Source organism: Janthinobacterium sp. BCJ23 (assembly GCF_059617945.1).
Window position 1 is genome coordinate 453,574 of record NZ_JCAQAW010000002.1, and the last position, 22,138, is coordinate 475,711.

General features: G+C 64.1%; 21 protein-coding genes. 8 read left to right on the plus strand and 13 right to left on the minus strand.

The genetic code is table 11. The features are described from left to right. Positions 1 to 285: 285 nt before the first annotated feature. From AC54AG_RS08150 to ppc, 7 genes are all read right to left on the minus strand, one after another. On the minus strand, positions 286 to 1,254 hold the full coding sequence (locus tag AC54AG_RS08150; RefSeq protein ID WP_496629980.1) for a FecR domain-containing protein: 969 nt from the start codon (positions 1,252 to 1,254) through the stop codon (positions 286 to 288). After that, positions 1,251 to 1,823, minus strand: a complete 573-nt coding sequence (locus AC54AG_RS08155; RefSeq protein ID WP_496629981.1) for a sigma-70 family RNA polymerase sigma factor — start codon at positions 1,821 to 1,823, stop codon at positions 1,251 to 1,253. Before AC54AG_RS08155 ends, AC54AG_RS08150 begins: the two co-directional genes overlap by 4 nt. Before the next feature lie 68 nt (positions 1,824 to 1,891). Beyond that, positions 1,892 to 2,374 (minus strand): DUF3617 domain-containing protein, encoded by a 483-nt coding sequence (locus AC54AG_RS08160; RefSeq protein ID WP_034755759.1) that lies wholly within the window; start codon positions 2,372 to 2,374, stop codon positions 1,892 to 1,894. 60 nt (positions 2,375 to 2,434) lie between these two features. Then, positions 2,435 to 2,605, minus strand: a complete 171-nt coding sequence (locus tag AC54AG_RS08165; RefSeq protein ID WP_496629983.1) for a hypothetical protein — start codon at positions 2,603 to 2,605, stop codon at positions 2,435 to 2,437. A 113-nt stretch (positions 2,606 to 2,718) separates the two neighbouring features. Next, positions 2,719 to 4,179, minus strand: coding sequence for a pyruvate kinase (gene pyk, locus AC54AG_RS08170; RefSeq protein WP_080698726.1), 1,461 nt, complete (start codon positions 4,177 to 4,179; stop codon positions 2,719 to 2,721). Positions 4,180 to 4,265: 86 nt separating this feature from the next. Further along, complete coding sequence (gap, locus tag AC54AG_RS08175) at positions 4,266 to 5,276, minus strand: type I glyceraldehyde-3-phosphate dehydrogenase (RefSeq protein WP_092708981.1); 1,011 nt, start codon at positions 5,274 to 5,276, stop codon at positions 4,266 to 4,268. A gap of 110 nt (positions 5,277 to 5,386) precedes the next feature. Further along, positions 5,387 to 8,140 (minus strand): phosphoenolpyruvate carboxylase, encoded by a 2,754-nt coding sequence (gene ppc / locus AC54AG_RS08180; protein WP_496629985.1) that lies wholly within the window; start codon positions 8,138 to 8,140, stop codon positions 5,387 to 5,389. Positions 8,141 to 8,603: 463 nt separating this feature from the next. Here ppc and AC54AG_RS08185 point away from each other — a divergent pair, with 463 nt between their 5' ends. Beyond that, complete coding sequence (locus tag AC54AG_RS08185; protein WP_070291511.1) at positions 8,604 to 9,059, plus strand: RrF2 family transcriptional regulator; 456 nt, start codon at positions 8,604 to 8,606, stop codon at positions 9,057 to 9,059. A 64-nt stretch (positions 9,060 to 9,123) separates the two neighbouring features. Here the strand turns inward: AC54AG_RS08185 and AC54AG_RS08190 are convergent, their stop codons facing one another. The 4 genes from AC54AG_RS08190 to AC54AG_RS08205 form a co-directional block, all read right to left on the minus strand. Continuing rightward, positions 9,124 to 10,806 (minus strand): cation acetate symporter, encoded by a 1,683-nt coding sequence (locus AC54AG_RS08190; RefSeq protein WP_331776435.1) that lies wholly within the window; start codon positions 10,804 to 10,806, stop codon positions 9,124 to 9,126. Further along, entirely contained in the window at positions 10,803 to 11,111 is a 309-nt protein-coding gene (locus tag AC54AG_RS08195) for a DUF485 domain-containing protein (protein ID WP_034755744.1), read from the minus strand. The genes AC54AG_RS08190 and AC54AG_RS08195 overlap by 4 nt, the downstream gene beginning before the upstream one ends. A 129-nt stretch (positions 11,112 to 11,240) precedes the next feature. Further along, positions 11,241 to 12,422, minus strand: coding sequence for an NO-inducible flavohemoprotein (gene hmpA / locus AC54AG_RS08200; RefSeq protein WP_319991464.1), 1,182 nt, complete (start codon positions 12,420 to 12,422; stop codon positions 11,241 to 11,243). Between the two features lie 33 nt (positions 12,423 to 12,455). Next, positions 12,456 to 12,869 carry a hemerythrin domain-containing protein gene (locus AC54AG_RS08205; protein ID WP_070302663.1) on the minus strand — a complete coding sequence of 138 codons (414 nt, stop codon included), beginning with the start codon at positions 12,867 to 12,869 and terminating at the stop codon, positions 12,456 to 12,458. Between the two features lie 226 nt (positions 12,870 to 13,095). On the opposite strand from AC54AG_RS08205, the gene AC54AG_RS08210 reads away from it, so the two are divergent. The 7 genes from AC54AG_RS08210 to AC54AG_RS08240 all read left to right on the plus strand — a co-directional run bounded on the left by AC54AG_RS08210 (position 13,096) and on the right by AC54AG_RS08240 (position 20,397). Continuing rightward, positions 13,096 to 13,974, plus strand: coding sequence for an STAS domain-containing protein (locus AC54AG_RS08210; RefSeq protein ID WP_496629986.1), 879 nt, complete (start codon positions 13,096 to 13,098; stop codon positions 13,972 to 13,974). 7 nt (positions 13,975 to 13,981) lie between these two features. Continuing rightward, complete coding sequence (locus AC54AG_RS08215; RefSeq protein ID WP_034755734.1) at positions 13,982 to 14,344, plus strand: STAS domain-containing protein; 363 nt, start codon at positions 13,982 to 13,984, stop codon at positions 14,342 to 14,344. Between the two features lie 10 nt (positions 14,345 to 14,354). Further along, complete coding sequence (locus tag AC54AG_RS08220; RefSeq protein ID WP_051991706.1) at positions 14,355 to 14,801, plus strand: ATP-binding protein; 447 nt, start codon at positions 14,355 to 14,357, stop codon at positions 14,799 to 14,801. Further along, a complete protein-coding gene (locus AC54AG_RS08225) occupies positions 14,798 to 15,883 on the plus strand; it encodes an ATP-binding SpoIIE family protein phosphatase (protein WP_496629988.1) in 1,086 nt (361 codons plus the stop codon). The genes AC54AG_RS08220 and AC54AG_RS08225 overlap by 4 nt, the downstream gene beginning before the upstream one ends. Beyond that, complete coding sequence (locus tag AC54AG_RS08230; protein ID WP_496629989.1) at positions 15,880 to 17,703, plus strand: ATP-binding protein; 1,824 nt, start codon at positions 15,880 to 15,882, stop codon at positions 17,701 to 17,703. Before AC54AG_RS08225 ends, AC54AG_RS08230 begins: the two co-directional genes overlap by 4 nt. Next, positions 17,690 to 19,204, plus strand: a complete 1,515-nt coding sequence (locus tag AC54AG_RS08235) for an ATP-binding response regulator (protein WP_496629990.1) — start codon at positions 17,690 to 17,692, stop codon at positions 19,202 to 19,204. The genes AC54AG_RS08230 and AC54AG_RS08235 overlap by 14 nt, the downstream gene beginning before the upstream one ends. Positions 19,205 to 19,275: 71 nt before the next feature. Continuing rightward, positions 19,276 to 20,397, plus strand: coding sequence for a metallophosphoesterase (locus AC54AG_RS08240; RefSeq protein WP_496629991.1), 1,122 nt, complete (start codon positions 19,276 to 19,278; stop codon positions 20,395 to 20,397). 3 nt (positions 20,398 to 20,400) lie between these two features. On the opposite strand, the gene AC54AG_RS08245 is transcribed toward AC54AG_RS08240, so the two are convergent. Further along, positions 20,401 to 21,153, minus strand: coding sequence for a DUF4303 domain-containing protein (locus tag AC54AG_RS08245; RefSeq protein ID WP_496629993.1), 753 nt, complete (start codon positions 21,151 to 21,153; stop codon positions 20,401 to 20,403). 15 nt (positions 21,154 to 21,168) lie between these two features. After that, positions 21,169 to 22,092 carry a LysR family transcriptional regulator gene (locus AC54AG_RS08250; protein ID WP_496629994.1) on the minus strand — a complete coding sequence of 308 codons (924 nt, stop codon included), beginning with the start codon at positions 22,090 to 22,092 and terminating at the stop codon, positions 21,169 to 21,171. Between the last annotated feature and the right edge of the window lie 46 nt (positions 22,093 to 22,138).

Consider the following 22,138-nt stretch of genomic DNA (forward strand, 5'->3'; position numbering starts at 1 on the left):
GACGAAGCAATCCGGAAAAAGGGACAGGGGAAATGCAAAATAAGCGGCGCGCGTCGGCTTGGCGGAACATCGTAGGTCGGCTTAGCGGGGCGCAGCCGCGCGTAAGCCGACAAGGCCAGCCCACATTGCCTGTCGGCTTACGCCCTGCGGGCTAAGCCGACCTACACAAGCACACCAAGCTGCTCATATCCGCACAAACCGTAGGTCGGCTTAGCGGGGCACAGCCGCGCGTAAGCCGACAAGGCCAGCCGGTATTGCCTGTCGGCTTAAGTCCTGCGGGCTAGCTCAAACCGCCTCGACAATGATCCAGTAGCGCGTGCGGTACGCCAGCCGGATCGGCAAGGAGCGCTGCAGCAACAGCAGGATGTTGTCGGGGTCGCTCAACTGGAAGATGCCGTCCACGGGCATGGCCGCCAGCGCGGGATCGCAGCGCAGCACCCCATAGCGATAGCGCGCCACCTGTTCCAGCAGCTCGCCCAGCGGCATGCGTTCGGCAATCAGCACGCCCCGCAGCCAAGCGTCCGCATGCGGCGCCAGCGGCGTCAAGGCAGAAACGGCACGGTCATCGAAACTGCCCTGCCGGCCCGCATCGATCCTGCACAAGGCGCCAGGAGCTTCGCCGGGCTGGATTTCGACGGCACCCTCGCTGACGCTCACCTGCGTGCGTGGCGCCAGCATGTTGTCAAGGTGGCGCACGCTGAAGTGCGTGCCCAGCGCGCGCACGGCGCCATTGCTGCTGCGCACGAGGAAGGGGCGCGCGGGCACGGCTGCGTCGTGCGCCGTGGCGACGTGGATTTCCCCCGCATGCAGCAAGACCTGCCGCGCTGCGTGGTCAAAGTGGACGTCGATGGCCGTGTCCGTATTGAGCACCAGTTGCGTGCCGTCGGGTAATGTCATGTGGCGGATCTCGCCCCTGGCCGTGCGGATGGTGGCGCGCCACGCTTGCCACGGCGCCGACTGGCTGGCCAGCCACAGGACAGGTCCGGCCGCGATCAGCCCGGCCAGGCCGTAAAGCACGGCGCGCCGCTGCGGTGACTGCGGCAACGCGTCCGCCGTCTGGCGCAATGCAGGCGGCACGCTGGCCAGGGTGCTGCACACCAGCTCGGCCCGCTGCCACGCCGTTTCGTGCGCGGGATCGCTGGCGCGCCAGGCCTGGAACGCCAGTTGCTCGTCCGGAGTCAAAGCACCGCCGTGCAGGCTCACCAGCCATTGCGCCGCAGCGCGGGCGGCGCGTGGGTCGATCGCGGCGTTCACAGGATCAAGAGGATGCAGCGCTCGAACGCCTGCACCATGTAACGCTTGATGCTGCGCTCGCTCACGGCCAGGCGCCGGGCGATTTCCCCATAGCCGAGGCCGTCGACATGGGCCAGCAGGAAGGCGCTGCGCACGAGCGGCGGCAAGCCGTCGAGCATGGCATCAATGCGCTGCAGAGCTTCACGCACGAGCAGCCGCTCTTCCGGCGATTGCATCAGCAATTCAGGTTGCTGCGCCAGCGTTTCCAGCCACGCCTGCTCCAGCGACAGGCGCCGGTAATGGTCGATCAGCAGGCGCTGCGCCACGGTGGTCAGGTAGGCGCGCGGTTCGCGCAAGGTTTGCCGGTTCTCGGGCGGCGCCATCAGCAGGCGCACGAAGGTGTCGTGCGCCAGGTCGGCCGCATGGTCGGCGCACTGCAGCTTCGCGCGCAGCCAGCGCATCAGCCAGCCATGATGGTGGCTGTAGATACCGGCTATCGACTCGCTGGACTGCGCAATGTTCACTGGGACTCCGATGCGCGCAAGGCAAGGCGCGGCCAATTGATAATAATTCTCATTATCACAAATCATTGCCTCCGGCGTCAATGCCGGCGCCCGCCTATCCCAGGAAACTGTTGTTTCAGCGTGGCTGCGCTCTTCTAGCGGTCGGTATACAAGCTCTTCATCACCATGCCGCCGCGCATTTTCTTCGCGCCCGGCGCCAGCCCCGCCGGACAAGCGCCCTGGAACACGGCAGCCAGTTCCGTGCGCTGCACTTCGCTCTTGCCATTGACTTGCACGGTGGTGTCGGCGCTCAGGGTATATGCCTTGGCCAGGTCTCCCTTGAAGGTGCCGGCCAGCCTGGCGTCCGGGCAGCTGGACGCGAATTGGTAGCTGTCGCCCTGACGGCTTTGCGACTCGATCTTGCATTCCTGCTCGAAGCCGGACCACAGGTCGTCGTCGATCAGGCGGTCGCGCGCGTGGTCGACGCAGATTTCCCAGGAAAATGGCGAGGTGGCGGGCGTCACCTTCCACAGCCCCGTGGCGCGTTGCAAGCGCTGCACAGGCTCGGCCGCCGAAGCGAACGTGGCCGCGCACAGGGGGAAAATAGTCATCAGGAGCAAGGTGGCGCTACGCTTCATGGGCATTCCTCTAGCTAAAAGTTTGAATATAGCAAAGAGGAATGCGCGCAGGCCACACGCTTAGCCGTACATCCCGGGCTTTGCAGCCAGCACGAAGGGAATGGCAAACGGCCCCAGGAAAGTCACCAGGATGGCACGGATGGCCGTTATTCGTAAGGCGCGGCGTTTGGCAATGAAGAGGCAGGCGAAGGCCGACAGCGACCAGATCAAGGCAGGCAGGTACTCGGTCATCATGAACTCCGGAGGCGCCCTGGAAGGCAGGAAAACCATGCTGACACGGAAATGCGGCCACCGCAATGGCAGATTGGGCATCTGCCATTGCGGTGGATAGGGTCGTAATACGATCAGTGCTGGCCGATCTTCATGATTTTCAGCGCGTTCGTGCCGCCAACCTTGCCCATCGGCTCGCCCCAGGTCAGCACGACGGTGTCGCCCTTGGCCACGACTTTATGTTCGACCAGCAAATCTTCCGCCTGCTGCAAGACCTTGTCGCGGTCCGTGCCGGACGTCAGTTCCAGGGTACTGACGTTGCGGTACAGGGCCAGCTTGCGGCGCGTGCCCACGCTCGGGGTCAGCGCCACGATGGGGATGTCGATGTTGCAGCGGCTCATCCACAGTGCCGTGGAGCCCGATTCCGTCAGAGTGGCGATGGCCTTTACGCGCAGATGGTGGGCCGTAAACAGGGCGCCATACGCGATCGACTGGTCGATGCGCGAGAACGTGGCGTTGAGGAAATCGGCGTCCAGCTTGCAGGTATCCCACTTTTCCGCGTCCAGGCAGATGGCGGCCATCGCTTCCACCGTTTCGATCGGGTAGCGGCCCGACGCCGTTTCCGCCGACGTCATGACGGCATCCGTGCCATCGAGCACGGCATTCGCCACGTCGGACACTTCCGCGCGGGTCGGCACGGCGTTGACGATCATCGATTCCATCATCTGCGTGGCCGTGATCGCCAGCTTGTTCGATGCGCGCGCCATCTTGATCATGCGCTTTTGCAAGGCCGGCACGGCCGCATTGCCCACTTCCACGGCCAGGTCGCCGCGGGCTACCATGATGCCGTCGGACGCGTCGAGAATTTCTTGCAAGGCAGGAATGGCTTCCGCGCGCTCGATCTTGGCGATCATCATCGGCTTGTGGTCCCACGCTTCGCCGGCGATATTGGCCAGCTGGCGCGCCATGACCATGTCGGTGGCGTTTTTCGGAAAGGACACGGCCACGTAATCGGCCTGGAAACTCATCGCCGTTTTCACGTCTTCCATGTCTTTCGCCGTCAGGGCCGGTGCCGACAAGCCGCCGCCCTGGCGGTTGATGCCCTTGTTGTTCGACAACTCGCCGCCGATCTTGACGGTGGTGTGGATTTCGCTGCCGACGACTTTGTCGACCGTCAGCACGATGAGGCCGTCGTTGAGCAGCAGCACGTCGGCCGTGCGCAAGTCGCGCGGCAATTCCTTGTAGTCGAGGCCGCAGCGCTCGATGTTGCCCAGTTCGCCGTTCTCGCCCCATTTCGCGTCGAGGATGAACTTGGCGCCGTTTTCCAGGAAAATCTTGCCTTCTTCAAACTTGCCGACGCGAATTTTCGGGCCTTGCAAGTCGGCCATGATGGCCACTTCGCGGCCGCACAGGGCTGCCGCTTCGCGCACCATGCGGGCGCGGTCGATATGGTCTTGCGCCTTGCCATGCGAAAAGTTCAGGCGCACGACGTCGACGCCGGCCTTGAACATGCGGACGAGGGTATCGATATCGTTCGAAGCGGGGCCGATGGTGGAAACGATCTTGGTGGCGCGTTGCTGTACTTGCATGGTCATGGTTGCTGCTTTCTAAAATAAGTTGCTACAAGGGCCAGCCTTGTGGGCCGGCCGTCCTGGTGCGCTGGATCAGCGGTACTACGTTCTTACTTGGCCGCCATCAGGGCGACCGTCGTGTCGAGCATGCGGTTCGAGAAGCCCCACTCGTTGTCGTACCACGACGACACTTTCACGAGGCGGCCCGAAACCTTGGTCAGGGTCGAATCGAAATTCGACGAGGCCGGGTTGTGGTTGAAATCGATGGAAACAAGCGGTTCCGTCTGGTACGTCAGGATGCCCTTCAGCGCGCCTTCCGACGCCGTTTTCAGCAAGGCATTCACCTCTTCCACCGTCGTATCGCGCTTGGCGATAAACGACAGGTCGACCAGCGAGACGTTGATCGTCGGCACGCGGATGGCGAAACCATCGAGCTTGCCATTGAGTTCCGGCAAGACCAGGCCGACGGCGGCAGCCGCGCCCGTCTTGGTGGGAATCATCGAATGCGTAGCCGAACGGGCGCGGCGCAAGTCCTCATGCATCACGTCGGACAGCACCTGGTCATTCGTGTAGGCGTGCACGGTGGTCATCAAGCCCGATTCGATGCCGATGGCGTCGTTGAGCGGTTTTACCAGCGGCGCGAGGCAATTCGTCGTGCACGAGGCATTCGAGATGACCGTGTCCGTGGCTTTCAGCACGTGCTGGTTGACGCCGAACACAATGGTGGCGTCCACGTCCTTGCCACCCGGCGCGGAAATGATGACTTTCTTTGCCCCACCCTTCAGGTGGGCCGACGCTTTTTCCTTGGTCGTGAAGAAACCCGTGCATTCGAGCACCACGTCGACACCGAGCTCGCCCCACGGAATCAGGGCCGGGTCGCGCTGCGCGAAGACGCGGATGCGGTCGCCATTGACGAGCATATTGTCGCCGTCGATGGTGACGACGCCGGGAAACTTGCCGTGCACCGTGTCGTAGCGCGTCAAATGCGCATTCGACTTGGCGTCGCCCAGGTCGTTGATGGCGACGATCTCGATATCCTGCTGCTTGCCGCCTTCATAAAATGCACGCAAGACGTTGCGGCCGATGCGGCCATAGCCATTGATGGCAACTTTGATGGTCATGCTGTCTCCTTGATGTTTTCTGCTGAGTTCATAAAGCCAACCCAAGTGCAACTGCTGGGGTCAGACCCGGCGGGTCTGACCCCGGATTTTCGGCGGCTCTGCCCTAAAAATTAACCGCTGTTACGCAACCCTGCCGCGATACCATTGATCGACAAATGAATCCCCGTGCGCGCCGCCGCATCCTGCTTGCCCTCACGGAAGCGCTTCAACAGCTCCACCTGCACGTGATTGAGCGGGTCGATATACGGGAAACGGTTGCGTATCGAACGCTGCATCAGCGGATTGGCCTGCTGTAACTCTTCCTGGCCCGTGATCAGCTTCAAGGCGTCCAGCGTGGCCGCGTATTCGGCGCGGATGCGCGTAAAGATGGCGTCGCGCAAGGCCTTGTCCTTGACCAGTTCCGCATACTTGCCGGCAATGGCGATGTCGCTCTTGGCCAGGACCATATCCATGTTCGACAGCAAGGACGTGAAGAATGGCCAGTCCGTGTACATGCCGCGCAGCACGTCCGCGCCATCGGCGGGATGGGCGGCCAGGTAGGCTTGCACGGCGGAACCGAAACCGAACCAACCCGGCAGCATCAAACGGCATTGCGCCCAGCTCAAGACCCACGGAATCGCGCGCAAATCCTCGATGGACGTGGATTTCTTGCGCGAAGCGGGACGGCTGCCGATGTTCAGCGCGGCAATCTCGGCAATCACCGTCGATTCCCAGAAATACTTTTCGAAGCCTTCTGTGCCGTACACGAGGTCGCGGTAGGCGTTCAGAGCAGTGCCTGACAGCTCTTCCATCGCGGCCAGATGGCCGGCACCGGCCGAAGCCTTCGGCTGCAGCTGGGCCTGCGGCAGCAAGGTCGACTGGATGGTGGCGGCCACCAGCACTTCCAGGTTGCGGCGCCCCACTTCCGGGTTCGCATACTTGGCCGTGATGACTTCACCCTGCTCCGTCAGCCGGATCTGTCCCTGCACGGCGCCGGCCGGCTGGGCCAGGATGGCTTCATAGCTGGGTCCGCCGCCGCGTCCCACGGAACCGCCGCGGCCGTGGAACAGGCGCAGCTTGATCTGATACTCCTTGAAGACGGTCACCAGTTCGATCTCGGCCTTGTAGAGTTCCCAGCCGGACGTCAAAAAGCCGCCGTCCTTGTTGCTGTCCGAATAGCCGAGCATGACTTCCTGCTGGTCCGCGCGCGACTCGAGCAAGCCGCGGTAGAACGGCAAGCCGAACGCGCGCGCCATGATGGCGGGGCCGGCGCGCAAGTCGTCGATCGTTTCGAACAGCGGGATGATGTTGACGTCCGCTTCGCGGCTGTCCTGGCGCAGCAAGCCCACTTCTTTCAGCAGCAAGGCCACTTCCAGCAAGTCCGACACGCTGGCCGCCTTCGAGATGATGCAGTTCGGCACCGATTCACGGCCGTATTTGACGTGGGCTTCGCGCACGGCGCGGAAGATGTCGAGTTCGGAAGTCGTTTCTTCCGAATACTGCGCATACGGCGACGTCAGCAGGCGTGGCGACTCCAGCTCGGCCAGCAGCAAGCTGATGCGCTGCTCTTCGTCGAGGTCCAGGTAGACGAGGCCCGGCTGGGCGCCCGCGAACAGTTCGCCCACGACACGCTCATGCACGTCGGAATTCTGGCGCAAGTCGAGCGGCGCCAGAGAAAAGCCGAAGACCTTGACGGCGCGGCGCAGCTGGCGCAAGCGGCCCCGTGCCAGTGCGCGCAAGCCATTGCTGACAAGCGAATGCTGGACCACGTCCAGGTCGGCCAGCAGTTCGGCAGCCGCGGCGTAAGGCTGCACGCCGTCGGCTTGCTTGCCCTTGCCGGAAAGAACCACGCGCGTGTTTTCCAGGCGCGCATGGATGCCGTGCAGGGCGCGGCGGTATGGCTCGTCCACGCGGTGCGGCGAGGCATCGGCCGAGCGTTCGGCCAGCGCGCGCAGCGGCTCGCTGCAGGCGTTCAGTATTTGCGCCAGCGACAGTTGCGAAGCGAGCTTGCGCAATTCGCCGAGGTAAAAGTCGAGCACCTTGTCGGCCTGCGTTTGCAGGGTGCTGCGCAGGATGTCGGCCGTGACGAACGGGTTGCCGTCGCGGTCGCCGCCTATCCAGCTGCCGACCTTCATGAAATTCGGTAATTCCGCATCTTCCCAACGGGCATCGCGCTGGGCCAGCATGGTTTCCAGCGAAGAATACAGTTTCGGCAATTCGCGCAAGATCGTGTGGTCGTAGAACGACAGGCCATTGGCCACTTCATCCATGACGGACAGCTTGCTCGTACGCAGCAAACGCGTCTGCCAAAGGGTCACGATGCCGCGGCCCAGCGCTTCTTCGTTCTGTTCCGCCTCTTCCGGTGTCATCTGCACGCGGTCGCGCTCGCTCAACAGGCGGGCGATGGCCATCTGGCAATTCTGGATGCTCTTGCGCTGCACTTCCGTCGGATGCGCCGTGAAGACGGGGCTGACGAACGCATCTTCAAAGAAGGTTTCCAATGCATCTGCCTTGCCCGCGTCAAACACATTGCCGACGGCATGGCTGAGGCTACCCTGGCGCGGCGGCGAGCCGGCGATCAAGTGGGCGCGCGTGCGGCGGATGTGATGCTGGTCTTCCGCAATATTGGCCAGCAGCGAGAAATAGCTGAAAGCGCGCGTCAATTGCGTGGTTTCTTCCTGCGACAGCGCTTGCAGCGCGTCCGACAGCTGCGCGCGCGCCGCTTCATCATTGTCGCGGCGGAAACGGATGGCCAGCTGGCGCACATGTTCGATGCGCTCGAAGGCGGGGTCGCCCAGATGGTTGCGGATGGCGTCGCCCAGCAGACGGCCCAGCTGGCGGATATCGCTGCTCAGCAGCTCGTCTTTCACTTCATTCATTTGCATGGTATGTATTTCCTGGGGCGGCCACGGCGGCACCGCACAGATTGCGTAGTTCGCGCTTCCCGGCCCGGGAAACGCCCATCGTCGAATTTGTAGTAAATTTACCTTATTGCTTCACCATCCTCTTGATTTCCATCAAAAAAAATCCTACTCAAAGGGTAAACAAGGGCTTGCAAGCTGTTTGCCAGGGCAACAATATGAAAATTTACTACGCATTTAAGCGAAAGGCAATCAACTTTTGTCTTTCGAGGCGGAAAAGTGACGGCGCAACACACACGGCCGGCGCTCTCCTGTATGCTGCGGATGAAACAAGGATGTAATCCACATCTTTCACACACCTGACAAAAACGTAGCGAGCGGATGAGAGTTGTGGCCGAGATGCGCAGCTGTGCGGATGCACAGTGAGCATCGCAGGCCGCAAATCGCGACGCGCAGTAGCTTTGTCGGGTGTTTACTCTCTACTCCCATGCGACTGACTGCCTATACCGACTACACCCTGCGCACCCTGATGTACCTGGGCGTGCACCGCGACCGCCTCGTCACCATCCAGGACATCGCCGACCTGCATGCCATCTCGAAAAATCATTTGATGAAGGTGGTGCACCAGCTGGGCCTGTCCGGCATCGTGGAAACGGTGCGTGGGCGCAATGGCGGCCTGCGCCTGGCGCGCGATCCGGCCGAGATCAATATCGGCACCGTCGTGCGCGAGACGGAAAACGATTTTTTCATGGCGGAATGTTTTAACAAGGAAAACAATACCTGCCCGCTGACACCCGATTGCCTGCTGAAAGCCAAGCTGGGCCAGGCAACGGCCGCCTTCCTGGCCGTGCTCGACACGGTGACCCTGGCGTCGATACTCGAAGCGACGCCGGGCGCCCCCGCGCTGGCGGCCGGCGTGATTCCCCTGCGCGTGGCAAAGTAGGCGCGCCAAAAACAACAATGCCCGGCGAACCGGGCATTGTTTCCTGCAGAGACTATTTAAAACATCAATGCGCGCTGGCGCCTGCCGCGCCGATGCCCGTCTCCGAACGCATTTGCTGCGCTTCGTAGCCGGCGCGGTCGATGCGCGCGCGCGGGCTCTTGTCGAGCACCGAGAACAGCCAGATGCCGACAAAGCCGGCCGTCATCGAGAACAGCGCCGGCGAGGCGTAAGGAAACAGCGCTTCGCCATGGCCGAGCACGTCGACCCACACGGACTTCGACACCACCGTCAGCGCGACGGCCGTGGTTAAGCCGAGGAAGCCGCCGATGGTGGCGCCCCGCGTCGTGCAATCCTTCCACAGCACCGACATGAACAGTACGGGGAAGTTGGCCGAGGCGGCAATGGCGAATGCCAGCGAGACCATGAAGGCGATGTTCTGCTTTTCAAAGGCGATGCCGAGGACCACGGCGATGATGCCCAGCACGATCGTCGTCACGCGCGACACTTTCAATTCGTTGGCGCCCGTGGCCTTGCCCTTCTTGATGACGGTGGCATACAGATCGTGCGACACGGCCGACGCGCCCGACAGGGTCAAGCCCGCCACGACGGCCAGAATCGTGGCAAACGCGACCGCCGACATGAAGCCGAGGAAGACGTTGCCGCCCACGGCCTTGGCCAGGTGCACGGCCGCCATGTTGTTACCGCCCAGCAGCTTGCCGGCCGCATCCTTGAACTCGGGATTGGTGCTCACCAGCACGATGGCGCCAAAGCCGATGATGAAGGTCAGGATGTAGAAATAGGCGATCCAGGTGGTGGCCCAGAACACGGATTTGCGCGCTTCCTTGGCGCTCGGCACCGTGAAGAAACGCATCAAAATGTGCGGCAAACCGGCCGTGCCGAACATCAGCGCCATGCCGAACGAGATGGCCGAGATCGGGTCCTTGATGAAGGAACCAGGGCCCATGATGGCTTCCTTGGTGGCGTGCACGTCGACCGACTTGGCGAACAGCGCTTCCGGGCTGAAGTTGAATTGCGCCAGCACGGCAACGGCCATGAAGGTGGCGCCGCCCAGCAGCATCACGGCCTTGATGATCTGTACCCAGGTGGTGGCCGTCATGCCGCCGAACAGCACGTAGATCATCATCAAGGTACCGACAAGGACGACGGCGATCCAGTATTCGAGGCCGAACAGCAGCTTGATCAGCTGGCCCGCGCCCACCATCTGCGCGATCAGGTAAAACGCCACCACGACGAGCGTGCCGGACGCGGAAAAGATGCGGATCGGCGCCTGCTTGAAGCGGTAGGCGGCCACGTCGGCAAACGTGTAGCGGCCCAGATTGCGCAAGCGCTCGGCCATCAAAAAGGTGATGATGGGCCAGCCGACGAGAAAGCCGATGGCATAGATCAGGCCATCGTAGCCGTTCAAAAAGACGGCGGCGGAAATGCCGAGGAACGATGCGGCCGACATATAGTCGCCCGCGATGGCCAGGCCGTTCTGGAAGCCCGTGATGCCGCCGCCGGCCGTGTAGAAATCGGAAGCCGACTTGGTCTTCGCGGCCGCCCACTTGGTGACGAACAAGGTGAAGATGACGAAGGCGGCGAACATGATGATCGCCGTCCAGTTGGTCGGTTGCTTGACTGCCTGGCCGAGGTCGGCACCGGCCGCAAACGCGGCATTGCTGGCACCCAGCAAGGCCAGGACGCTCAGACAGGACACGCCGCGCAGCGCATGCTTGGCGGCGCTCATGCCTGCACCCGTGCCTGGATGGCGTTGCTCAGGTCGTCGAATTGCTTGTTGGCGCGGCGCACATAGATGCCGGTGACGAGCACGGTAAACACGATGACGAACAGGCCGATCGGCATGCCCCAGGTCATCACGCCGGCGCCCGTTTTCGTGGCCAGGAATTCCTTGTTGAAGGCGATGAGCAGGATGTAGCCGTAGTACACGAGCATCATCAGGCCCGTCAGCGCCCAGCCGAAGCGGGAACGCACCTTGACCAGCTGATGATAGCTGGGGTCGCTCTTGATTTTTTGAACCAGATCGTCATGCATTGTGTTGCCTCCTGTTATGTAAAAGCGTGCTCTTTTGTGCGAGCTTGGATTCACAGTACAGCGCGAGGCTTACCCGCCCCTTACGGCAGCGTTTTTTCTCGCGGGGACAACACAAGGCAGGCAGAAAAATCAGTTCAAGGCGGCAGCCGGTCCGAAGAATTCATGGTGCGTCTGCTGTTCCGGCACGCCCAGTTCGCGCAAGTATTGCTTGACGGCCCGCATGAACGGCTGCGGTCCCAGGAAATAGGCGTCGACGTCACGCGAGGCTGGCAGCCAGTTTTTCAGCTGCTCTTTATTCAGCAAGCCGACGGCATCCGGCGCATCGTGCTCGCCACCATGTTCCGCATAGCAGTAATAGCGCTGCAACTGCGGGTGCTGCGCGGCCAGCTCGTCGATCTGCGCGCGAAACGCATGCACGCCGTGGTTGCGCGCCGCGTGGATGAAGTGCACGGGACGCTTGCCGCGCAGGGCCGCCGTCAGCATGGCCAAGGTCGGCGTGATGCCCACGCCGCCGCTGATCAGCACCAGCGGCTTGTCGCTGTCTTTCAGCACGAAGTCGCCCGATGGCGGCGTCAGCTGCACAGTGTCGCCCGCCTGCACGTGGTCGTGGAAATGGTTCGACACCTTGCCGCCCGCTTCGCGCTTGACGCTGATGCGGTACGTCTGGCCATTGCTGGCGGCCGACAGCGAGTATTGGCGGCGCATGGGCACGCCATCGACGGTGGCCAGCACGCCGATGTACTGGCCGGGCGCAAAATCCAGCACGGCCTGGCCATCGGCGGGCGCCAGCAGGAAGGACGTGATCTCGCCGCTTTCCACCGTCTTGCTGCGCACGGTAAAGTCGCGCGCGCCGCTCCAGCCGCCGGGCGCGGCCGCCTGCGCCTTGTAGATGCGCCCTTCTTCGCCGGCCAGGATGTCGGCCAGCTGGCCGTAGGCCGCGCCCCAGGCGTCGATGACGGCATCGCTGGCCACCTCTGCGCCCAGCACTTCGCGGATCGCTTGCAGCAGGCTGGCACCGACCAGCGGATAGTGCTCGGCGCGAATTTGCAGGGCCACGTGCTTGTTGACGATGGTGGCCACCAGGTCACCCAGCGCATCCAGTTGATCGATATGCTTGGCATACATCAGCACGCCATTGGCCAGCGCGCGCTGCTGGTCGCCGCTGTGCTGGTGCGCCTGGTTAAAGTACGGCAGCACTTCCGGATGGTCGCGGAACAGATTCTTGTAGAAGTGGCGCGTCAGCGCTTCGCCACCCTGCTCGAGGATGGGCACGGTGGCCGTGATGATGGCGCGTTGTTCTTGGGTCAGCATGTAAAACTCCTGTGTGGATATGGGTAAGCGGTCTCAGGCCAGCGTCTCTACAGCTGGATATAACTCATGGTCTTCGCGGCGCATGCGCTGGAACAGCGCGTGCAGCACGGTATTGGCTTCGCTGCGGAAGGCTTCCGGTTCGGCTTCCAGGCGCACGGGCGTATTCCAGCGGCCGGCGAAATCGAGATAGGCGCCGGCGATGCCGTGCATCTCGTTTTCGTACTGGCGCCCCAGCTGGGCCACCTTGGCCACGCCGGACGCTTGCGCGGCCGGATACAGGTAGCGCTGCTCGACGGCCAGGTGCAGCTTGATCAAGCCGCTCATAGCGATGATCTGTTCGGCAATGGCCTGCGCCTGCGCGGCCACACCGCCGCGCGCCAGCTGGCGCAAGTCGTCGATGGCGGCCAGGATGGCCAGATGCTGCTGTTTGAATTTGTCGATATTCATGGCGTTTTTCTCTTGTTGAGTGTAGCCAGTGTAGCGGAATTGGCATAAACATGCAAATTACATGCATCTTTAAAGCTTCAACGTTTCCTGGAGGAATGTAAATCGACATGTGCCACTATGTGCGGCACAGAACACAAGCTTCCGCGATGCCTGCCTATAATTTGCTCATCACAGCGCGGGCCCGTTTGCGGCCGTGCCGCACCCTCCACTCAAGCCAAGGATGAGCATGAAAAACAAAACGGGCACGGGCCAGGCGCAGCAACTGGCCGGCATCATCAACGAACACCACACGGAACTGCTGGATGGCTGGATGGCCGGCCTGATCGCCCGCCTCGTGCGGCGCGACAAGATCGCGGAAAACGAGCTGCGCCAGCAGGCATCGCAATTGCTGCCGCTGCTGGCGGGCGCGCTGGAAAGCGGCGACTCGTTCGACATCGAAGGCGGCGCCTGGGACGATACGCGCCAGCTGATCGCGGAAATATCGCAGTCGCGCGTGCGCCAGGGCTATTCGCCGATCGACACGGCCAGCTTCATGTTCGCCCTCAAGGAACCGCTGTTCGGCTACCTGCGCAAGGCGATCACGGCGCAGCCGGAGCAGCTGGGCGATGCCATCGTCAGCACCAGCAAACTGTTCGACGAGCTGGGCCTGCTGACCGTCGCCATCTACCAGAAGGCGCGCGAACAGGTGATTCTGCGCCAGCAGCAGGAATTGCTGGAACTGTCCACGCCCGTCGTGCAACTGTGGCAAAACGTGCTGGCCCTGCCCCTGATCGGCACCCTCGACAGCGCACGCACGCAGGTGGTGATGGAAAGCCTGCTGCAAAAGATCGTCGATACGGGCGCCCTGATCGCCATCATCGACATCACGGGCGTGCCGACCGTCGACACCCTGGTGGCGCAGCACCTGCTGAAAACCATCGCCGCCGCGCGCCTGATGGGCGCCGACTGCATTATCAGCGGCATCCGCCCGCAGATCGCGCAAACGATCGTGCACCTGGGCGTCAACCTGGAAGACGTGATGACCAAGGCCACTTTGGCCGACGCCTTCGTCGTGGCCCTGAAACGCACGGGCTCCAGCATCAGCTACCAGCAGCAAGCACACTGAGGAGCCTATGGAAAGAATCCCCATTTTACGCATGGGCCGTCTGCTGCTGGTGACGATACAGGTGGACATGCACGACCGCCTGGCGATGACCTTGCAGGACGACCTGACCACCCGCATCGTGACGGACCGTGCCACGGGCGTGCTGATCGACATTTCCGCGCTCGACATCGTCGACTCCTTCATCGGCCGCATGATCAGCAACACGGCGGCGATGGCGAAAATCCTCGACGCGCGCACCGTCGTCGTCGGCATGCAGCCAGCCGTCGCCATCACCCTGGTGGAACTGGGGCTGACCCTGGAAGGCGTGAGCACGGCGCTCAACGTGGAGCTGGGCATCAAGATGCTGGAACGGGGCGGCGCATGCGCATGACGGGGGCGCCATGCTAGGCGCGCAGGCACAGGAGCGGACGCAGGCGGGAGGGCCGCAGACGCAGCAGATCCTGCCCCTGCACAGCGACGAAGACGTCGTGCGGCTGCGCAAGCAGGTGCGCGACAGCATGGTCGCCATGGGGTTTGGCCTGATCGAACAGACCAAGATCATCACGGCGGCCAGCGAGCTGGCGCGCAACACCCTGCGCTACGGCGGCGGCGGCGAAGCGCGCATCGCGCGCGTCTGCGATGGCGCGCGGCAGGGACTGGAGCTGCGCTTTGTCGATGCGGGACCGGGCATCGACGATATTCCCCTGGCGCTGACCGATGGCTACACCAGCGGCGGCGGGCTGGGACTGGGGCTGGGCGGCGCCAAGCGCCTTGCCGACGCATTTCACATCGACACGGCGCCCGGCGCGGGCACCACCGTCACCATCGCGAAATGGAAGCTGTTTTGAACCACCAGGAACCACAGCCTGACATTCTCAGGCAAAGAAGTTTTCCCATCGGCGAACCGAGCGAGATCGCCGCGGCCCGCCGCGCCGGCAACGAGCTGGCGCGCCGCATCGGCTTCGACGACGTGCGCACGGGCCAGCTGGCCATCATCATCAGCGAAGCGGCGACCAACATCGTCAAGCACGCGCAGCGCGGCGAAATCCTGCTGCGCAAGGTGCTGCGCGGCGGCACCAGCGGCATCGAAGTACTGGCCATCGACAATGGCCCCGGCATGGCCAATGTACGCCAGCACATGCAGGATGGCCATTCCACCACGGGCACCTACGGCGTGGGGCTGGGCGCGATACGCCGCCTGGGCCAGGAATTCGACCTGTACACGGCGCCCGGCAAGGGCGCGGTGCTGATGGTGGTGGTCTGGGGGCAGCACGCCAGCAGCGCCATCCCCGCCCATCCGAACTGGCGCATCGGCGCCGTGTGCCTGCCGCTGGCGTCGGAACAGGTGTGCGGCGACGCCTGGAATGTGGTCTGCGAAGGCCATGAACTGAGCCTGATGGTGGCCGATGGCCTGGGCCACGGCCCGTTGGCGGCGCGCGCCTCGGAACGCGCCAGCGCCCTGCTGGAAACCGACACGCCCGGCTTGCCGCCCCTGCCCGCGCCCTTCATCGAACTGGCCCACGGCGCCCTGCGCACGACGCGCGGCGCGGCCATGGCCGTGGCGCATATCGACAGCGCGCGCCGCGAATTGCGCTATGCGGGCGTGGGCAATATCGCCGCCTGCGCCTTCGATGCGCAGCAGCGCCGGCATCTGCTGTCGCATAACGGCATCGTCGGCAGCAACCTGCGCAAGGTGCAGGAGTTCTGCTATCCATGGCAACAGGGTGCAACCTTGATCATGCACTCGGACGGCTTGCACACGCGCTGGGACCTGGAACAGTATCCGGGCCTGGCGCAATGCCACCCCAGCCTCGTCGCCGCCGTGCTGTACCGCGATTTTGCGCGCGGGCGCGACGACGTCACGGTGGTGGTGCTGCGCGAACATGAGGAATGCCAGGCCGTCACCGCGGAAAGGAGCGAAACAACATGACGCAACGCATATTGACGGCCCATATCGGCAGCGAACTCGATGTGGTGGGCGCTCGCCAGCGCGCGCGGCAGATCGCCGCCCTGTGCGGCTTCGGCGTGCAGGACCAGGTGCGCATCGCCACGGCTGTGTCGGAACTGGCGCGCAACGTCTACAACTACGCCGGCAGCGGCAAGGTGCATTTCGCCATCGACGGCCAGACGGCGCCGCAGGTGCTCAGCATCCGCATCGAGGACCAGGGCCCCGGCATCGCGCAGCTAGACAAGATACTGGCCGGCACCTACCGCTCTCCGACGGGCATGGGCCTGGGCATCCTGGGCGCCCAGCGCCTGATGGACCGCTGCCATATCCACAGCACGCCCGGCGAAGGCACGCAGATCACGCTGCACAAACTGTTCCCGCGCGACGCGCGCCTGCTCGACGGGAGCATGATCGGCACGCTGTCCGGCAGCCTGCAGGCGCTGCCTTCGGATATCACGCTGTCCGAAGTGCAGCAGCAGAACCGCGAGCTTTTGACCACCCTGGCCGAACTGAAGACGCGCCAGGACGACCTGCTGCAGCTGACGCGCGAACTGGAAGACACCAACCGCGGCGTGGTGGCGCTGTTCGCGGAACTCGACGAAAAAGCCGACCACCTGCGCCGCGCCGACCAGATGAAATCGCGCTTCCTGTCGAACATGAGCCATGAATTCCGCACCCCGCTCAGCTCCATCCGCGCCCTGTCCAAGCTGCTGCTCGACCGCATCGACGGCGAGCTGTCGGAGGAACAGGAAAAGCAGGTGATGTTCATCCTGCAAAGCGCCGTCAGCCTGAGCGACCTGGTGAACGACCTGCTGGACCTGGCCAAGATCGAAGCGGGCAAGGTCGACGTGCACGCCAACAATTTTCAAGTCGCTGATCTGTTCAGCGCCCTGCGCGGCATGCTGCGCCCGCTGCTGGTGTCCGAATCGCTCACCCTGACCTTCATCGACCCCGACCCGGCGCTGCACATCCATACGGATGAAGGCAAGCTGTCGCAAATCCTGCGCAACTTCATCTCCAACGCTCTGAAATTTACCGAGGCCGGCGCCATCGTCGTCAGCGCCACGCCCTTGCCGGAGCAGGACGCCATCCGCTTTTCCGTCTCCGACACGGGCCTGGGCATCGATGCCGAAGACGTGCAGCTGATCTTCGAGGAATTCAGCCAGGTGGAAAACCACATGCAGCGCAAGGTCAAGGGCACGGGCCTGGGCCTGCCCCTGTGCCGCAACCTGGCCACCCTGCTCAATGGCACGGTGTCCGTGGAAAGCACACCGGGCCACGGTTCGCTGTTTTCCGTCGTCCTGCCCACCAGCTACCATGCGCCCGAAGGCAGCCTGCCGCCATGCGCGCCGGCCAACGACAATGGCAACGACCAGCGCGTCGCCGTGCTGGTGGTGGAAGACAATCCGCCCGTGCGCCTGCTGTATGAAAAATTTTTGGCCGGCAGCGAGTTTCGCGTCGTTCCCGCGCGCAGCGTGCGCGAAGCACAGGAGCGCTGGGAACAGCAGCGCCCCGCCGCCGTCATCCTCGACATTATGCTGCACGGCGAAACGGCCTGGCACTGGCTGGCCGAGCTGAAAAACGACCCGCTGCGGCGCCAGGTGCCCGTCATCGTCGCCACCGAGATCGACGACGTGCGCAAGGGCCTGGCCCTGGGCGCCGAGGCCTACTACATCAAGCCGCTGTCGCGCCAGCAATTGCTGGCGACCCTGCGCGCGCTGATCGGCAATACACATCACCGGCAAGAGCCGGCTCCGCCGCAAGGCACAACCACATGGGACAATGCGCATGCTACCGGATAACAACAGCGATGCTCTGATCCTGAACGTCGATGACAGCGACGGCGCACGCTACGCCAAATCGCGCATCCTCAAACGCGCCGGCTTCAAGGTCATCGAAGCGTCGAACGGCGGCGACGCGCTGCTGCGCGCCCGCCAGGACCGCCCCAACCTGATCCTCCTCGACGTCAAGCTGCCCGACATCAACGGCCTGGAAGTGTGCCGCCAGCTGAAGGGCGGCGCCGAGACGAACACCATCCTGGTGCTGCAAACGTCCGCTTCCTGCATCGGCACGGCCGACAAGATCCGCGCCCTTGATGGCGGCGCCGACAATTACCTGGTCGAGCCGATCGAGGCCGATGAACTGATCGCCAACGTCAAGGCGCTGCTGCGCCTGGGACGGGTCGAGCGCGCGCTGCGCGACGTGGACCGCCGCAAGGATGAATTCCTGGCCACCCTGGCGCACGAATTGCGCAATCCGCTGGGCCCCATCCGCACGGCGCTGGCCCTGCTGTGCAAGCTCGACCCCGTCGTGCCGGCCGTGCAGGACAACGCACGCCGCACCATCGGCCGCCACACGGACCACCTGGTGCGTCTGGTGGACGACCTGCTCGACGTGTCGCGCATCTCGCAGGGCAAAATCTCGCTGCAATGGGAAAGCGTGAGCCTGGCCAGCGTCATCCGCAGCGCGCTGGAAACGAGCTCGCACAGCGTCGAAGCGCGCGGCCATGCGCTGGACGTGAACCTGCCCAAGGAAGAACTGTGGGTCTGCGGCGACGCCGTGCGCCTGTCGCAGATCGTCGCCAACCTGCTGCTCAACGCGGCCAAGTTCACGGCGCCGGGCGGGCGCATCGCCATCACCGCCGTGCGCGAAGGCGACAATGTGCGCATCCGCCTCAGCGACAACGGCATCGGCATCGCCGCCGCCAGTATCGACAGCATCTTCGGCCTGTTCGAGCAAAGCGGCCACTCGCCCGACCGGGTGCAGGACGGCCTGGGCATCGGCCTGTCGCTGGTGCGCAATCTGGTGACCTTGCACGGCGGCCAGGTCAGCGTGCACAGCCCCGGCGTGGGACTGGGCAGCACCTTCGAAGTCATCCTGCCGCTCGACGCCAACCTGCCGCAGCCGGCCGCGCCAGCGCCGGAGACGGCCGCCGGCGGCAGCCAGCGCATCCTCGTCGTCGACGACAACTGCGACGCGGCCGACACCCTGGCCGAATTGCTGGAAATGTACGGCCACACGGTGCGCACGGCCTACACGGGCACGCAAGCAACCGAGCGCACCCTGGAATTCAAGCCCGACATCGTCTTTCTCGACATCGGCCTGCCCGACATGAGCGGCTACGACGTGGCCGTCAAAATGCGCCAGCTGCCGATACCGCAGCAATTCCTGCTCGTGGCGCTGACCGGCTATGGCCAGGAACACGACCGGCAGGCAGCCCTGGCTTCGGGTTTCAACGAACACTTCGCCAAGCCCGTCGATTTTGGCAAGCTGGCCATGCTGGGATTGCATATCGCACCGTGAGCGCGGTGGCGGCTGCGTGTTGCCAGGGCGTCCGCTATAATCGGCGGCCGCCCCACCACTGGAATCACGCCATGAAAACCCGCACGCCGCTGCTGCGCATCACCATGATACTGGGCGCCCTGCACGCCCTGCTGGGCTGGCTGCTGCTGCCTGCCCTGCCCGTCGGCCTGGCCGGCTGGCTGCTGGGCGGCGCCGTCTTGCTGGCCTCGACCATGCTCATGCCGATGACCATCTTCGCCCGCGCCGTCACCAACGATGGGCGCCTGGCCGACCGCTTGAGCTGGGCCGGCTCGCTGTGCATGGGCTTTTTTTCCTCGCTGTTCGTGCTCACCGTGCTGCGCGAACTCACCCTGCTGATTCCCGCCGCCCGCCAGCACGCGCAGGCGTCCGCCGTGCTTGTCCTGCTCTTGGCACTGCTGGCCACCGCCGTCGGCTACCTCAACGCCCGCAGGGTAGCGCGCGTGCGCGAGGTCGACGTGCCCATCGCCGGCCTGCCGGCCGCCTTGCAGGGCTTGACCATCGTGCAGCTGAGCGACATCCACGTGGGCGCCACCATCAAGCGCGCCTACGTGGAAGCCATTGTCGCGCGCGCCAACGGCCTGCGGGCCGACATCGTCGCCATCACGGGCGACGTGGTCGATGGCACGGTGGCGCAGCTGGGCAGCCATACGGCGCCGCTGGGCGAGCTGCGTGCGCGCCATGGCGTCTTCCTCGTGACGGGCAACCACGAATACTATTCGGGCGCCGCGCCGTGGGTGGCGGAATTCCGCCGCCTGGGCTTGCGCGTACTGATGAACGAGCACACGGTGCTCGAACACGACGGCGCGCGCCTGGCGCTGGCCGGCGTCACCGATTTCAACGCGGCCAGTTTCGACCCGGCCCAGGCAAGCGACCCGCAAGCGGCCATCGCCGGCGCGCCCGCCGATATCCCCCGCATCCTGCTGGCGCACCAACCACGCAGCGCGCCCGAGGCCGAAGCGGCCGGCTACGACCTGCAATTGTCGGGCCATACGCACGGCGGACAATTCTGGCCCTGGAATCTGTTCGTGCCGCTGCAGCAGCCGTATGTGGCGGGCCTGCACCGGCAAGGGCGCTTGTGGATTTACGTCAGCCGCGGCACCGGTTACTGGGGCCCGCCGAAACGCATCGGCGCACCGGCGGAAATCACGAGACTGAGGCTGGTGGCAGCGTAGAATCTAGTCGGCCCAACTGGCCATCCACGCTGCGAAACGCGCCGCCACGGCCGGCGGATTCAATCGTTCCATCGCGCCTTCCACCGCTTCGCTGTCACTGACCTCGAACAGCAGCACGAAATCGTCGCGCTGCGCGCCCATACCAAAACAGCCTTCGGCATCGAGCTGCGCCAGCGCCGCGATGCAGGCGTCGAACACGCCGCTGCGGAAGGTGTCGAAATCGACGTCGAAGGGCAAGTCGCGGTGCGCCTGCAGCAGCAAGCGGTAGGCGCTGTCGAAGTACGCGACCCCGTCCTCAAACACCCATTCCGCCGGATTCCACAGCATCTCTTCGCCGTACTCCGAGGCCGCCAGCGCTTCGCGGCTGTTGGCCGCCGGGCCGATGGTCATGGCGCTGTCGTCGCTGACCAGCGCAAAAGCGTTGATGTGCTGGTCCGGATGGGTACGGCGCACGGCAGCGAAAGCACTGCGGGCGGCATCCGCAACCAGTGTTTGCAGCAGCGCGAAATCAAAGACGGCCGGGTCGATGAGCATGGCGCGCGCCAGGGTATGGCCATCGGCGACAGCCGCATCGCAATGGGCCAGATAGGCGGCCTGCGCTTCGGCTATGCTCGCATACTGCGTGCGCATCTCCTCGCCCCAGGTCATGGCCGCGCCGCTGGCCGTCCACACGGTGGTGCCGAACACGCGCGCTTCCTGGAAGCGGGCCGGCTGATCATGGTCAAAGGTGTAAAACAGGCTGTAGTTGTCAGGCATAAGATTTTTCATTGATTAATCGGGCCGTATCTGCGCGGCGAAATCGCGCTGGCGGAACTGTTCCAGCAAAAAATCGACGAACACGCGCGTCTTCGCGGGCAGCAGTTTCTTGCTCGGATAGTACACGGACAGGGGGCCGGAATCGGCATGCCAGCCGGGCAGCAGCCGGACCAGGGCGCCGCTGCGCAAATGGGCCAGCGCGTGCGGCATGGGCAGCAGCGCCACGCCAACGCCAAGGATGGCCGCCTGCGCCATCGCTTCCGGATCGTCGAAAATGGCGCGCGGACGGTATTCGGCCACGCCTTCGCCGCCCACGCCGTCGCGCAGTATCCAGCTGCGCAATCTGCCGCTGCCGGCCGAGCGGCGCGCCACGCCGTCGAAGTGCGCCAGGTCCGACGGGTGCACGGGCATGGTTTTGCCCCGCATGAAGGCGGGCGACGCCGTGGCGACGATGTGGGCGTGGCCCAGTTCGCGCGCCACCACGCCCGGCGTCAATTCGATGCCGCCGCCGATGGCCACGTCAAACCCTTCGCCGACCAAGTCCACTTGCCGGTTGTCGAAATGGCAGTCGGGGATGACGCTAGGGTAGCGCGCGATGAAGTCGCCCAGCAGGGGCACCACATAGCTGCGCCCGAACGACGGCGCCATGCTGATTTTCAGTATGCCGGCCGGCTGGCCGCCCTCTTCCGCCACGCCGGCGATCGCCTCACGCAAGGTGGACAGGGCGCCGCCTATCTGCTGCAGAAAGCGTTCGCCCCCTTCCGTCAAGGTCAAACGGCGCGTGCTGCGCTGGAACAGCCGCAACCCCAGGCTCGCTTCCAGCCGCGCCACGTTCTTGCTGACGGCCGCAGGCGTCAGCCCCAGGCGGCGCGCGGCGGCCGAAAAACTGCCCAGCTCGGCAGACAGCACGAACGATTGCAAGTGATTGAGGGCTTCCATGCGCCTATTCTACCCGCTCATTTGATACTCAAGGTTGAAAGTGATT

Bases quoted from the DNA above. Each gene is read 5' to 3' on its own strand.
- AC54AG_RS08155 (WP_496629981.1), bottom strand. From the start codon at position 1,823: ATGATTTGTGATAATGAGAATTATTATCAATTGGCCGCGCCTTGCCTT.
- AC54AG_RS08160 (WP_034755759.1), bottom strand. From the start codon at position 2,374: ATGAAGCGTAGCGCCACCTTGCTCCTGATGACTATTTTCCCCCTGTGC.
- AC54AG_RS08165 (WP_496629983.1), bottom strand. From the start codon at position 2,605: ATGACCGAGTACCTGCCTGCCTTGATCTGGTCGCTGTCGGCCTTCGCC.
- pyk (WP_080698726.1), bottom strand. From the start codon at position 4,179: ATGACCATGCAAGTACAGCAACGCGCCACCAAGATCGTTTCCACCATC.
- gap (WP_092708981.1), bottom strand. From the start codon at position 5,276: ATGACCATCAAAGTTGCCATCAATGGCTATGGCCGCATCGGCCGCAAC.
- ppc (WP_496629985.1), bottom strand. From the start codon at position 8,140: ATGCAAATGAATGAAGTGAAAGACGAGCTGCTGAGCAGCGATATCCGC.
- AC54AG_RS08185 (WP_070291511.1), top strand. From the start codon at position 8,604: ATGCGACTGACTGCCTATACCGACTACACCCTGCGCACCCTGATGTAC.
- AC54AG_RS08190 (WP_331776435.1), bottom strand. From the start codon at position 10,806: ATGAGCGCCGCCAAGCATGCGCTGCGCGGCGTGTCCTGTCTGAGCGTC.
- AC54AG_RS08195 (WP_034755744.1), bottom strand. From the start codon at position 11,111: ATGCATGACGATCTGGTTCAAAAAATCAAGAGCGACCCCAGCTATCAT.
- hmpA (WP_319991464.1), bottom strand. From the start codon at position 12,422: ATGCTGACCCAAGAACAACGCGCCATCATCACGGCCACCGTGCCCATC.
- AC54AG_RS08205 (WP_070302663.1), bottom strand. From the start codon at position 12,869: ATGAATATCGACAAATTCAAACAGCAGCATCTGGCCATCCTGGCCGCC.
- AC54AG_RS08210 (WP_496629986.1), top strand. From the start codon at position 13,096: ATGAAAAACAAAACGGGCACGGGCCAGGCGCAGCAACTGGCCGGCATC.
- AC54AG_RS08215 (WP_034755734.1), top strand. From the start codon at position 13,982: ATGGAAAGAATCCCCATTTTACGCATGGGCCGTCTGCTGCTGGTGACG.
- AC54AG_RS08220 (WP_051991706.1), top strand. From the start codon at position 14,355: ATGCTAGGCGCGCAGGCACAGGAGCGGACGCAGGCGGGAGGGCCGCAG.
- AC54AG_RS08230 (WP_496629989.1), top strand. From the start codon at position 15,880: ATGACGCAACGCATATTGACGGCCCATATCGGCAGCGAACTCGATGTG.
- AC54AG_RS08235 (WP_496629990.1), top strand. From the start codon at position 17,690: ATGCTACCGGATAACAACAGCGATGCTCTGATCCTGAACGTCGATGAC.
- AC54AG_RS08240 (WP_496629991.1), top strand. From the start codon at position 19,276: ATGAAAACCCGCACGCCGCTGCTGCGCATCACCATGATACTGGGCGCC.
- AC54AG_RS08245 (WP_496629993.1), bottom strand. From the start codon at position 21,153: ATGCCTGACAACTACAGCCTGTTTTACACCTTTGACCATGATCAGCCG.
- AC54AG_RS08250 (WP_496629994.1), bottom strand. From the start codon at position 22,092: ATGGAAGCCCTCAATCACTTGCAATCGTTCGTGCTGTCTGCCGAGCTG.